Here is a 13,715-nt window from a genome sequence, read left to right as displayed (position 1 = left end):
ATTAAAAAACCAACCACCAAGTATAGCGACTTTAGTTGTGGTCAGTTTAAGGTGATAAATTATTCATCTTCAATAGAATAGAGCTGTATTCTTAATTGCTCTAGCCGTTCTTTTGCTTTTATTATCTCTACTTTATCATCAGCTTGTAATGCATCAAATAACGATACAAGTTCATAGTCAATTTCCATTCGTAATACAGGTATCTTTTCCTGTGCTTCTTTTCGTCTCAACGCTTCCATAACATATTTCATATTTATCCATCCTTTCAGATGCTTTTGTTATATATATGATGTTCGACAAACATTGGTTAATAATTTTTATTATTATTGTAAATATATTCCCAAATAACTGTTATCTTAAACCTTTATATACTAGGTATCTTTCTTGACTGCATATGTTTTTTCCTTAATAATAACTATTATAAAGTGAAACTTCATTCAGCGGAGGTTTCACTACCCGTCAAACTTCGATAAATAACTTACAAATGTAAAAAAAGGGGATTATTCATGGTATTTAAAGGTTTTATTAAAAAAGACTTTCAAACTTTTAAAATTAATGGTCTGGATGAACGAATGGATGCAATTAGACAACGCATTCAACCCAAATTCCAGGCAATTGGCGACGCGTTAATAGATGATTTATCAACTACAACAGGGAATGATATGCACGTCCACATTGCACAACATGCAAGAAGGACAGTAAATCCACCCAATGATACGTGGATGGCTTTTTGTCATAATAAGCGTGGATATAAACAACACCCACATTTTCAAATAGGCTTGTTTGATGATCATTTATTTATTTGGTTGGCATTTATTTATGAGCTTCCGTCTAAAACAGAAATAGCTGAAACATTTTTAGACCACATTGATGAAATTGACAAAACCATTCCAAATAATTATGTGGTTTCACTTGATCATACAAAAAAAGAAGCTACTAATATAAAAGATTTAGATTTAAAAAAATCACTGGAACGCTTCCAAAATGTCAAAAAAGCTGAGTTTCTAATTGGAAGACATTTCGCATCAGATGACCCATTACTCAAAGATAGCAAAGCGTTTTTAAAAGAAGTAAAAAGTACGTTCGAAACTTTAACACCAATCTATAAGCTATCGATGCGCGAAGTAATAAAATAGTTTTGTTAGGTCTTTAACTATAAGAATAACCGGGCAAATTACCCGGTTATTTATTCATCCTTTGCTTTCTTTATCACAGGATAAACCTTAAATCCCGAAGCTATTTCAAACTCTTTAAAATAGGTTTTCTCTTCACTTTTTGATGGAACAATTTCCTTAAAACGTTTATATGCCTTCATGATTTCGTGATCCTCAGCAGATTGCTCGTAATATTTTTCTATAACTGTAAAAAAGTTAACAACATCGATAATCTCTTGTTTTGACCATAGTTCATTTAATGGATAATGATAGTCCATTATATCCTCACCTCTTACATCCATTTTTGCCGAACTAATTCTGCATCTGTAATCATTCTCGTAATTAAGTCAGATACTGTTGGAATATCGTGGATTCTTGCAGCTATTTGACCTGACCATCCAAAGCCCTTTGTATCTTCTCCGTCATAAATATAGTTTTTATTTGCTTCCCCACCTATAAATGGTTTTAATGTTTCAAAATTAACAAGTTTTGATTCCAGATCAAGTATTTGTTCTGTCCATGAATTTTTTAAAGCACGAGCAGGTGTACCAAGTGTACGCTTAATAACTACGGTAGAATTTTCATCTGCTTCGAGTAATGCTTGTTTGTATGAAGGATGTGCGTCAACACACTCTTTTGTTGCAATAAACCTTGTACCCATTTCTATACCTTCAGCACCGAGTGTTAATGCTGCCATCATGCTTTTACCATCCCCTATTCCACCAGATGCTATAACCGGGATTGAAACATTATCTACTACCTGTGGAGTAAGAATAAAGGTACCGATATCACCACGGCCAAGGTGTCCTCCCCCTTCTTGACCTACAACCATGACGGCATCAGCTCCTAATTCTTCGGCCTTCTCTGCTTGTCTTCTGGCTGCTACTAGTACAAGTTTTTTAATCGGATGGTCTTTAACCATATCTAGAACACCTTTTGGATTTCCACCGGTTACAGAAATTACAGGTACTTGTTCATCGATGGCTACTTGCACCATATGTTCAAATGGACGTCCATGTTGCCCGATAGCGAAGTTCACTCCAAACGGCTTATCTGTTAATGACTTCACTTTATGTATTTCTTCTCGCAGTCTTGTTTCATCAGGTAAACTCATTGCAGTGATTTGCCCAAGCCCTCCTGCATTCGAAACGGCAGCTGCTAGATCTGCATAAGCTAAATACGCAAGTCCACCCTGTATTATTGGGTAATCAATTTCCAATAAATCTGTTATCCTAGTTTTCCATTTCATCATTTTTACATCTCCCCTGAGAATCCAATTATTCTTATATTCATACACTAATGCTAGCATAAGATAATTAAAATTGGCTACTTTATGGAGACTAGATTTATGGATAATAATTTGCTATACTACTTTGGATATTTTAATACTTATAGATGGAAGTGCTAACGATGAACGATCAATCACAAACACCATTATTTGATGGTTTATTGCAACACATAGAAAAAAACCCTACCCAATTTCATATTCCTGGGCATAAACAAGGAAATGCTGTAGACGCAAGGTTTCGTAATTTCCTAGGTAGAAATGCATTTAAAATAGACCTTATTAATATAGAACCATTAGATGACTTGCATCATCCACATGGCATGATTAAGGATGCACACGAACTTGCGGCAGAAGCATTTGGGGCAGATTATACATTCTTCTCTGTTCAGGGAACTAGCGGTGCGATTATGACGATGGTTTTAAGCGTATGCAGTCCTGGCGATAAAATTATTGTACCAAGAAATGTTCATAAATCAGTAACATCAGCGATTATTTTTTCAGGCGCAACACCTATCTTTATCCATCCTGAACTCGATCACAAACTGGGTATATCACACGGTATTACACCTACTGCTGTTCGCCATGCGTTAGAAGCTCATCCTGATGCGAAAGCTGTACTTGTAATTAATCCAACATACTTTGGAATTGTTGCAGATTTACAGGAAATAGTGGAGGTTTCACATAGGTATAATGTTCCAGTCCTAGTCGACGAAGCTCATGGTGTACACATTCACTTTCACGATGATCTACCATTATCATCCATGCAGGCTGGTGCGGATATGGCCGCAACCAGTGTCCATAAATTAGGTGGTTCGCTTACACAAAGCTCTGTTTTAAATCTCAAAGGCGATCGAGTATCACATGAACGCGTACAGACCGTCATGTCTATGCTTACAACTACATCTACTTCGTATATACTATTGGCGTCACTCGACGTAGCTAGAAAGAGATTAGCAACAAATGGTTTTGAACTTGTTGAAGGTGCCATACAATTAGCGAACCATGCAAGGAATGCCATTAATATACCTCATTTATATTGTGTTGGTTCAGAGATTATTGGAAGTGAAGCGATATTTGATTTTGATCCAACAAAATTAATCATATCTGTTAAAGAGTTAGGTATTTCTGGTTATGATGCCGAGGTATGGTTAAGGGAAAATTATGCGATTGAGGTAGAACTATCTGATTTATACAACCTACTTTGTATCATTACACCTGGCGACACGATGGATACAATAAATATACTTGAAACTGCATTAAAACAACTGGTTAATGCAAAAGTGGACCAACGTACAACAAAAGAAGTTACTGTATCTATACCTGATATACCATTACTTGCTATATCACCCCGTGATGCCTTCTATGCTGAAACAGAGGTGATCCCCTTTTCAAAGTCATCTGGAAGAGTTAGCGCAGAGTCGATCATGGTTTATCCACCTGGAATACCAATTTTTATCCCGGGAGAAATTATTACAGAAGAGAATATAGCATACATTCAGAAAAATATTAAGAATGGATTGCCAGTACAAGGTCTTCAAGATGAGTCGTTAAAAACCATACATGTTATTAAGGAACATCGTCCGTTTAAATAAATCATGAAATACGTAAAAAACGCGTTGCATAAATTATTATGCAACGCGTTTTAAATTATTTATTTGCAAGTCGGACAAGCGCCATAAAGGGTTGTTACTTTCTCATCATCAAAATTTTCTATAACTTGTTGACAGTCTTGACAAATGATTGTGCCCATTCAGCCCAACTCCTTCGTATTTAATATGATATCATGTAACTATTATAATGTGTCACATTAAGAAATACAACCGTTAATTAGTATAACTTACTTATTTATAATACATACTATTAATTCGTACCGTATTTTGTTCATTAAAGCACAAAAAAACAGCCACTCATTATTCTGAGTGACTGCTCCCGTCATTAGTTTGTTTTAATAAGATGTGGATCAACAATTTCATAACCCTGATCACGAAGTCCAACTACGATGTCGTGCAAGGCTGCCGAGGTCCATTCACGATCATGCATTAGAAGATTAGCACCCGGCTTAAGAAGACTATATGGAATATCAATTTCTGGAGCTTTCCCAGTAACCATCGCTTTAGTAAGTTTTTCGGCATTCATGTAAGGTTTAAAGTAATCATACCCATATGACCAATTCATTAATACCATACCTTCATCTTTTGCAATCTGTTTCGTGTGCGCTGTATTTGCTCCATTAGGGGCACGGAAAAACAACGGTTGTTCTCCAATTATTTTTTCCACCATATTATTAACTCGAACGATTTCTTTTTTTTGTTCCTCTTTTGTTAAGTCAGGTAAAAACGGGTGACTATATGTATGATTACCAATCATAAAACCCATGTCATGAATCTTTTTTAGATTCTCTTTTCCTTCAGGCGTTTCTAAAAAGTGACCATTCACAAAAAATATTGCACCTGCATCTAACTCTTTTAATGTTTTCGCCATTTCAACCGCATATTTATCTGGTGCATCATCAATTGTTAGTAATACGACCTTTTCATTAATTGATTTCTTCAATGGCTGAACTAACCAATTTTCCTGATTCACCTTATAGTTTGGCTTTGTAGCTTCTGGTGTTTCAGGATTATTTTCTTCCTTGTCTTTTTTTTCTTTCTTCTTTTCTGGATCCTCTTGTTTTTTTGTTGCCTCCTTTGTTTTATCTTCTTGATTTTCTGATTCTCCACTTTCAGATGATTTTTCTTCCGAACAAGCGCTTATGAAAATAACAAATAATAGAATGCATATTAATAATACTTTTTTCAATTTCATTTCCCCCTAAGATCTATGTGAACCATAGTATTATTATATCGAATTGTGACAGGAATTTGCTATAGTTTTTCAGCACTATATTACAGCTCTTAACCCAATCCGTGTTTATTCATAGTTAAAAGTGGGTAATTAAATATCGATAAAGTATTTAAATTAGAATTTTATTTTTATATCCGGAAATAGTAAGTACATAAGTTGAACTATTATCTTCTTTGTGTTTTAATACATTATTGTGCATATTTACTTTATCAAAATTTGACAAATATAAGTAGAAGGGATTAGGTTTATGAAAAAAGTTACACGTGTTTTCTACATTTCAGCAATAGTCGCGATATTATTCATCATTTGGGGTATTATTCCAAAAGATGTCTTACCAAATGCAAACTTAAACGATGTAACAACTGCAATACAGGGTTTTATCGTAACTAAATTTGGTTGGTTCTATTTGTTAAGTGCAACTGGCTTTCTAATTTTTGCGCTTTTTCTTATCTTCTCGAAATATGGGAATATAAAGCTTGGGAAACCAGGGGATAAGCCTGAATATTCCTACATAAGTTGGTTCGCTATGCTTTTCAGTGCAGGTATGGGGATTGGGCTTGTGTTCTGGGGTGCTGCTGAGCCACTCGAACACTTTCATACACCACCATATGGCGAAGGTGGAACCGTTGAGGCAGCTAAAGCAGCTTTACAATATAGTTTCTTCCATTGGGGACTCCACCCATGGGCAATATATGCAACAATCGCTTTAGCGCTAGCCTACTTCAAGTTTAGAAAACAATCTTCAGGTTTAGTAAGTGCTATTCTTGAGCCCCTTTTCGGTGACAGAATGAAAGGCCCATGGGGTACATTGATTGACTTTATCGTTGTATTTGCTACCGTTTTCGGGGTCGCAACATCTCTTGGATTTGGTGCAATACAAATTAGTGGTGGTCTCTCCTTTGTCTTTGGATGGGATCAAACAGTTACCATGCAATTTATTATCATATTTATTGTTACTATATTGTACTTAATTTCAGCAATGACCGGTTTAAATAAAGGGATTAAATATTTAAGTAATGCAAACGTAGTACTGGCTATCCTGCTAATGGCCTTTTTACTTTTTGTAGGTCCAACTGGCTTTCTTATGAACCTATTTACCAATACTTTTGGTAGCTATATCCAAAACCTTCCGGGAATGAGCTTTAGAATGACTCCATTTGATACCGAAGATACCTGGATTAAAGGCTGGACTATTTTCTATTGGGCATGGTGGCTTGCATGGGCACCATTTGTCGGTACATTTATCGCACGAGTTTCCCGTGGTAGAACAATAAGAGAATTCGTACTGGGTGTCTTATTGGTTCCTACAATATTTGGTGCACTCTGGTTTTCTGTTTTCGGTGGTTCAGCTATTTATTTAGAAATTTTCCAGGACACCGATATTATTCATTTTGTTAATGATATTGGAACAGAAGCAGCATTATTCGCTGTACTGGCAGAATTTCCACTTGGAACAGTTATGTCAATTATTGCGATACTATTAATCAGTACATTCTTTATCACATCAGCAGATTCGGCAACCTTTGTACTGGGTATGCAAACAACTGGTGGTAGCCTGTATCCACCAAATACGGTGAAGTTAGTATGGGGGTTAATACAATCTGGGGCTGCAGCCGTTCTATTATGGCAAGGTGGTTTAGAGGCTTTACAAACCGCTTCCATTATTGCAGCATTCCCATTTACAATCATAATGATATTAATTGTATTCTCTATGCTTAAATCATTTAAAGAAGAAGGAAAACAGGCTGATTTAAGAAGAAAAAATAAATAATAAAAAAGCCATTCGCCTATTTTATTCAGCGAATGGCTTTTTATTACTGTATAATCTAAAGTCTCTTTTCGTAAGTTTTGTTGCAATTTAAGCCACGCAGTTGATATATACTGCGACGTAAGTGCTGGTTGATTTCCGCTGCGGACCGTTGCTTTCCGCGGGCACGGCTTCAGCCTCCTCGCGGAAGACCACCGCTGCGGGGTCTTCAGACTCGTGCTGTTCCCGCAGGAGTCAACGATCCTCCGCTCCAATCAACTGCCGTAATAGTGAAAGGAGCTATATAGTACTGCTTCCAGACACCAGCGAAGGAAAAACACGGAGACTCCTGCGGAAACAGTGAAGACGATGAGACCCCGCAGTGAGCGGTCTTTGCTCGCGAGGAGGCTCAGCGCGAGCCCGCGGAAAGCGTAGTGATTTTTCCGTAGCGATCGCAGGCCACTGAACATGGTTTTTGGTTACGTCGCAATATATATCGATTACGACGTATAATATAGATTTCGAGGCAAAAACAACTATCTTTTACAGCCAAACCAAAAAGAGTTAAGCGCATTGGCCGCCTAACTCTTTTTAATGTGAATACTTATTTCATCATATGAATTGGAGTACCCATAGCTACTTCTGCAGCTTCCATAGTTATTTCACCAAGACTAGGATGCGCATGGATAGTTAATGCAATATCTTCAGCGGTCATTCCAGCTTCAATTGCTAAACCTAACTCCGCAATCATATCACTAGCATTTGGACCTGCGATTTGAGCACCAATAACCAGCCCATCTTCTTCTCTAGTAATTAATTTAAGGAATCCATCACTATCATTTAATGATAATGCACGACCGTTAGCAGCGAACGGGAATTTTGATGCTTTTGCTTTGTATCCCGCATCTTTTGCTTCTTTTTCAGTATATCCAACTGATGCTAGCTCAGGATCAGAGAATACGACAGCAGGGATACCGATATAATCGATTTCTGCTTTTTCACCACTAATTGCTTCAGCAGCAACTTTACCTTCATAGGAAGCTTTATGTGCAAGTGGTGGTCCAGCTACAATATCACCAATTGCATATATGTTATCTATGTTTGTACGGCATTGCTTATCAATTTTAATAAGTCCTTTGTCATCTAGATCGATTCCAACTTGTTCTAAGCCTAATTCTTCCGTGTTTGGACGGCGGCCAACAGTAACTAATACATAATCTGCTTCTACTGTTTCTTCTTTACCTTTTGATTCGTACGTTACCTTCACACCATCTTTTGATTCTTCTACGCCTTTAGCCATAGCTTCCGTAATAATAGAAACATTCTTCTTCTTAAGACGTTTCTTAACAACTTGTGTCATTTGCTTCTCGAAGCCACCTAGAATATCCTTAGTACCTTCTAAAATAACAATTTCCGTACCAAAGTTAGCATACGCAGAACCTAGCTCAGTTCCAATGTATCCCCCACCAATAACGACCATTTTCTTAGGGATTTCTTTTAAATTCAAAGCGCCAGTTGAATCGAGTACTCGATCAGAAAACTTGAAGCTTGGAATTTCAATTGGTGAAGATCCTGTTGCAATAATACAATTGTTAAATGTATAAGTTTGTGAATTCTTTTCATCCATTACTTTAGCTGTATTCTTGTCTACAAAATATACTTCGCCTTTAACGATATCTGCTTTATTTCCTTTTAACAAACCTTCAACACCGGAAGTAAGTTTATTAACAACTTTACCCTTCCATTCCTGAACTTTTGAAAAATCAACAGATACATTTTCCGTTTTAATTCCAAGCTCCTCGTTGCCGTGGGCGTGCTCAGTTAGGTGTCCTGCTTGAATCATTGCTTTAGAAGGAATACATCCTACATTCAAACATACCCCACCTAAAGTACCTTTTTCTACAATTGTTACCTTTTGACCTAATTGGGCAGCGCGGATGGCAGCTACGTAGCCACCAGGTCCTGCGCCAACAACTAATGTGTCTAATTCAATTGGGAAATCTCCTACTACCATAATTTACGCCTCCATCATAATTAATTGTGGATCGTTCAATAAACGTTTAATTTGATTTAATGCTAGTTGAGCAGTTGCACCATCAACAATACGGTGGTCGAAGCTCAATGATAGCGCTAATACTGGAGCAATAACAATTTCTCCATCACGTACCACTGGTTTCTCAGCAATGCGTCCAATTCCTAAAATTGCTGCTTCTGGATAGTTAAGAACCGGTGTAAACCATTGTCCTCCAGCAGACCCAATATTCGTGATTGTACTTGTTGCGCCTTTCATATCATCAGATGCAAGTTTACCATTACGTGCTTTATCTGCCAATTCATTTACCTCTTGTGAGATAGCAAAGATTGATTTACGATCAGCATCTTTTACTACTGGTACTAATAAACCTTTATCTGTATCTGCCGCAATTCCGACATTATAATAATGTTTGTAGATGATCTCATCTGTTTCATCATCAACTGCTGCACCTAAGATTGGATATTTCTTCAAGGTAGACACTAGTGCTTTTGCAACATATGGTAAATACGTTAATTTAATTTCTTGTTCAGCAGCAATAGCCTTAAATTTCTTACGGTGTGCAACCAATTCCGTTACATCTATTTCATCCATTAATGTAACATGTGGTGCTTTCGTTTTTGAATTAACCATAGCTTTTGCGATTGATTTACGAATACCACTCATTTTCTCACGAGTTTCTGGGTATTCACCTTTTGGTGCTGAAGTATCTTTAGAAACAGATTTTTTCTCTGTTTGTTCACCTTCATCTTTTTCTGTTGTTTCTTGTGATTCTGCTTTTTGATCACCATTTAAGTAACTGTCAATATCATCTTTAAGGATACGACCATTCTTACCAGAACCACTTACTTCCTGGATAGATACATCGTTATCGCGAGCATACTTTCTTACTGATGGCATGGCAATTACTCGCCTGTCGTCAGATGAATTCGGCTCATCCTCTTTAGTAGTTTCTTTTTCTTCTTTTTTAGACTCGGCTTTATCGTCTTTTGAAGAATCTTCTTTTGGTTCTTCTGTTTTTTCTTCTTTTTCATCTGCAGTTGATTCTTCTGTGTCTTCTTCGTCATCTGATTCATAGCCTTCAGCATCAAGTGTGATAAGTGTATCACCAACTATTGCAACAGATCCTTCATCAACATGAATCTTCTTAACTGTTCCCTCTACAGGAGAAGGAATTTCAACAACAGCTTTATCGTTTTGGACTTCACATAGCACGTCGTCTTCTTTTAATTCTTCGCCTTCTTTAATAAACCATTTAACAATTTCGCCCTCGTGAATTCCTTCACCAATATCGGGCATTTTGAAATTATATGCCATAATTACTACCTCCCATCCTTTAATTAAAAGTTTATTACTTCATTAACCTTATCTACGATGTCTTTATGATTTGGTAGCCATACTTCTTCTGCTTGTGAGAATGCGTAAACAGTATCTGGTGCTGTCACACGTAAGATTGGTGCTTCAAGATGCAGAATTGCCCGCTCTTGTATTTCAGAAATAACATGTGAAGCGATACCTGCTTGACGTTGTGCTTCCTGTACAAAAACAACACGATTTGTTTTCTTAACTGATTCAATAATCGTATCGATATCAATTGGTGATATTGTTCTTAAGTCGATAACTTCTGCATCAATATCATTCTTCTCTAATTCTTCTGCTGCTTTTAATGATGCATGTACCATTGCACCATATGAAAGTACTGTTACATCCTTACCTTCACGTTTAACATCTGCTTTACCTAATTCAATCGTATATTCTTCCTCTGATACTTCACCACGGAATGAGCGATATAGTTTCATATGTTCTAAAAATAGAACTGGATCATTATCGCGAATTGCTGCAATTAGAAGTCCTTTTGCATCATGTGGTGTTGATGGAATAACAACCTTGATACCTGGTTGTTGAGCAATCAATCCTTCAAGAGAGTCAGCATGAAGCTCAGGCGTATGAACCCCACCACCAAATGGTGAACGAATCGTAATTGGTGCCGTTTTAGATCCACCTGAACGGTAACGCATACGAGCCATTTGACCATTGACCGCATCCATTGTTTCATATATGAAACCGAAGAATTGAATTTCTGGCACAGGTCGGTAACCTTGTAGTGCTAGTCCAATTGATAATCCACCGATACCTGATTCAGCAAGTGGTGTATCAAATACACGTTCTTCACCAAATTCGTCTTGTAAACCTTCAGTAGCACGGAATACTCCACCGTTTTGTCCTACATCTTCACCGAACACAAGCACATTTTCGTCGTTTTTCAATTCAGTGCGCATTGCGTCAGTAATTGCTTGAATCATTGTCATTTGTGCCATGATTTACTTCGACTCCTTTTCTTTGTATTCTTCCATTTGCTCTTGAAGATTGTTAGGAAGTTCTTCAAACATATTTCCAATAAGGTCCGTTACCTTTTGTTTTGGATACTCGTCCGCTTTTTTAATAGCTTTCTTAATATCATCTTTTGCTTCTTCGATTACTTTGTTTTCTTCTTCTTCTGACCAAAGTTTTTTACCCTCTAAGAATTTACGGAAACGCACTAATGGATCTTTTTTCTCCCACTCGTTATCAAGGTCTTCAGTACGGTAACGTGTCGGATCATCCCCAGCCATCGTATGTGGACCATAACGATAAGTTAATGCTTCGATTAATGTAGGGCCTTCTCCATTAACAGCACGTTCTCTAGCATCTTTAGTCGCTGCATATACAGCAAGAACGTCCATTCCATCGATTTGAATTCCTTCAATACCAGCCGCAACAGCTTTTTGTGCTAATGTTTTCGCAGCTGATTGCTCTTCTACAGGAACAGAAATAGCAAAATAGTTATTTTGAACAAAGAAAATCGCTGGAGCCTGATATGCACCTGCAAAGTTCATTCCTTCATAAAAATCACCTTGAGATGTACCACCATCTCCTGTGTAAGTAATAGCAACTTCTTTTTTGCCGCGTTTCTTAATTCCTAATGCTACACCCGCAGCTTGCGTGATCTGTGCACCAATAATGATTTGTGGGCTCATTGCATTTACATCCTCAGGGAATTGATTACCATGAAAATGCCCTCTTGAGAATAAGAATGCTTGATACAACGGAAGACCGTGCCAAATAAGCTGTGGAACATCACGATAACCTGGTAAAATATAGTCTTCCTTTTCTAAGGCAAATTGACTTCCTAACTGTGAAGCTTCTTGCCCTGCTGTCGGTGCATAAAAACCTAAACGACCTTGACGATTTAACGCAATAGAACGTTGGTCTAACATACGAGTATAAACCATTCTACGCATAAGCTCCTTCAAATCATCATCTGAAAGATCAGGCATATCGTTCTTATTAACCACTTTTCCATTTTCATCTAGAATCTGGAACATTTCGAACTGACTCTCAACACTTTCAAGTACGTGTTTCAAAATAGTTCACCTCTTCCTTTCCTTATAACCATTTATTTTGTCTTTTCTAGCCTTCCCAATATGTGAAAAAATCTGTACCGTTTTTGCTCCTATTCATATTCCCTATTTTGAATTCCACTAATCTTTTTCGTTAGATTCCTCAAAAACTGTTACATAATCATCACAAAAATCATTGGTACAATAGTAATATAAATAGAGTTTAGCTCATTTACACCAACTTGGTCAATCACTTTGCTTTTATTTCTATATATTTTTCGCGAGATTATAAGAATTTCTTTCAATTTATCTAACTGTTATATATAAACTGTCTAACTGTACTAATTCGGGTTGATTCAATGCATGAAAAAAGAGCTAAACCCTGAACAGGATTTAGCTCCTAATAACTTAACTATTCATTTTTCTTTTTAGCTTCTTCTTCATATTTCACTTCAATTTTTGCTGCTTCATAAAATTCTTTTTTCAGTTTGTTGTATTTTTCAGTGTAGGTGTTGAAATTCTCATTTGCTTCTAAGACTTTCTTATAGCTCTCATTAATTTTTTTGATATGTTTGGTTAGAGTTTCCTGTTTCAGATCTTTTTTCTGAAGCATGGAATATAATTCTTTTTCTAGTTTAAGTGATTGAGTATATGCTTCATTAAGTTTGTAATATGCATCGTATCGATCCATCATGACATCATACATTTTATTTGCTTTCTCTTTTGCTTTCTCCTCTTCAAGTTCTCCAATAAGTTCTTTCACTTTGTTGAACTCTTCTTTAGAAGCGTCAATACTTTCTTTTTCTACTTCAATTTTATCTTTACGCTTTTCGATGACACCAATTGCTTCTTGTGCAACTGATTTTATTTTGTCAAACTCATCCATGCCCAGATTGATGAGTTTACTATAAAGTTCCTGCTCTTTTTTCTCCAGCTTTACGATTTCATCCTGCTGTTTTTCAAACGCTTCTTCAAGCGTTACTGCTTTTTCTAAATGATCATATATCTTTTCAGATGTTGATGCGCCACTACACGCGGATAACATTGCAATTACACTTATTAATATAATGATGGCAATCTTTCTGTATAACAATTGAGCGATTCCTCCTTCATCCTGTACAATAATAAATTAAATGTAAGAATCTATTTTTTATATGATGTAGTATAACATATGTATGAGCGCCAGAAATATGTTATTCGTAACTATATCATTTTTATAAGTATTAAGTAGTATTTATGGTAAAATAAAAAATTATGTACAAATTAGGAG

General features: G+C 36.6%; 13 protein-coding genes. 3 read left to right on the top strand and 10 right to left on the bottom strand.

Features of this window, described 5'->3' with window-relative positions:
• Nucleotides 1-59: 59 nt before the first annotated feature.
• A complete protein-coding gene (locus LG329_RS19120; RefSeq protein ID WP_404452462.1) occupies nt 60-251 on the bottom strand; it encodes a hypothetical protein in 192 nt (63 codons plus the stop codon).
• Nucleotides 252-506: 255 nt separating this feature from the next.
• On the opposite strand from LG329_RS19120, the gene LG329_RS19115 reads away from it, so the two are divergent.
• Entirely contained in the window at nt 507-1,136 is a 630-nt protein-coding gene (locus LG329_RS19115) for a YktB family protein (protein WP_404452461.1), read from the top strand.
• Nucleotides 1,137-1,186: 50 nt separating this feature from the next.
• Here LG329_RS19115 and LG329_RS19110 read toward each other — a convergent pair whose 3' ends face one another.
• Together LG329_RS19110 and LG329_RS19105 are read right to left on the bottom strand one after the other, a co-directional pair.
• A complete protein-coding gene (locus LG329_RS19110; RefSeq protein ID WP_404452460.1) occupies nt 1,187-1,432 on the bottom strand; it encodes a UPF0223 family protein in 246 nt (81 codons plus the stop codon).
• Nucleotides 1,433-1,446: 14 nt separating this feature from the next.
• Nucleotides 1,447-2,403 (bottom strand): NAD(P)H-dependent flavin oxidoreductase, encoded by a 957-nt coding sequence (locus LG329_RS19105; protein ID WP_404456780.1) that lies wholly within the window; start codon nt 2,401-2,403, stop codon nt 1,447-1,449.
• Between the two features lie 161 nt (nt 2,404-2,564).
• Between LG329_RS19105 and LG329_RS19100 the strand changes: the two genes are divergently transcribed.
• A complete protein-coding gene (locus tag LG329_RS19100; protein WP_404452459.1) occupies nt 2,565-4,034 on the top strand; it encodes an aminotransferase class I/II-fold pyridoxal phosphate-dependent enzyme in 1,470 nt (489 codons plus the stop codon).
• 59 nt (nt 4,035-4,093) lie between these two features.
• Here the strand turns inward: LG329_RS19100 and LG329_RS19095 are convergent, their stop codons facing one another.
• A complete protein-coding gene (locus LG329_RS19095) occupies nt 4,094-4,192 on the bottom strand; it encodes a GapA-binding peptide SR1P (RefSeq protein ID WP_404452458.1) in 99 nt (32 codons plus the stop codon).
• A 185-nt stretch (nt 4,193-4,377) separates the two neighbouring features.
• Nucleotides 4,378-5,247, bottom strand: a complete 870-nt coding sequence (locus tag LG329_RS19090) for a polysaccharide deacetylase family protein (protein WP_404452457.1) — start codon at nt 5,245-5,247, stop codon at nt 4,378-4,380.
• A gap of 286 nt (nt 5,248-5,533) precedes the next feature.
• On the opposite strand from LG329_RS19090, the gene LG329_RS19085 reads away from it, so the two are divergent.
• Complete coding sequence (locus tag LG329_RS19085) at nt 5,534-7,057, top strand: BCCT family transporter (RefSeq protein ID WP_404452456.1); 1,524 nt, start codon at nt 5,534-5,536, stop codon at nt 7,055-7,057.
• 580 nt (nt 7,058-7,637) lie between these two features.
• Here the strand turns inward: LG329_RS19085 and lpdA are convergent.
• From lpdA to LG329_RS19060, 5 genes are all read right to left on the bottom strand, one after another.
• The gene (gene lpdA / locus LG329_RS19080; protein ID WP_404452455.1) at nt 7,638-9,047 is read right to left on the bottom strand and encodes a dihydrolipoyl dehydrogenase; all 1,410 of its coding nucleotides are present in this window, start codon (nt 9,045-9,047) and stop codon (nt 7,638-7,640) included.
• A gap of 3 nt (nt 9,048-9,050) precedes the next feature.
• Nucleotides 9,051-10,382 (bottom strand): dihydrolipoamide acetyltransferase family protein, encoded by a 1,332-nt coding sequence (locus LG329_RS19075; protein ID WP_404452454.1) that lies wholly within the window; start codon nt 10,380-10,382, stop codon nt 9,051-9,053.
• Nucleotides 10,383-10,405: 23 nt separating this feature from the next.
• Complete coding sequence (locus LG329_RS19070) at nt 10,406-11,383, bottom strand: alpha-ketoacid dehydrogenase subunit beta (RefSeq protein WP_404452453.1); 978 nt, start codon at nt 11,381-11,383, stop codon at nt 10,406-10,408.
• 3 nt (nt 11,384-11,386) lie between these two features.
• Complete coding sequence (gene pdhA, locus LG329_RS19065) at nt 11,387-12,469, bottom strand: pyruvate dehydrogenase (acetyl-transferring) E1 component subunit alpha (protein WP_404452452.1); 1,083 nt, start codon at nt 12,467-12,469, stop codon at nt 11,387-11,389.
• 388 nt (nt 12,470-12,857) lie between these two features.
• Nucleotides 12,858-13,538, bottom strand: coding sequence for a YkyA family protein (locus LG329_RS19060; protein WP_404452451.1), 681 nt, complete (start codon nt 13,536-13,538; stop codon nt 12,858-12,860).
• Nucleotides 13,539-13,715: the final 177 nt, after the last annotated feature.

The sequence above is a fragment of the Virgibacillus necropolis genome, assembly GCF_044793635.1.
Classification (GTDB): Bacteria; Bacillota; Bacilli; order Bacillales; family Amphibacillaceae; genus Virgibacillus_F; species Virgibacillus_F necropolis_A.
Note: the sequence above shows the minus strand (reverse complement) of the source record. Positions and strands in the feature narration are given on the sequence as shown.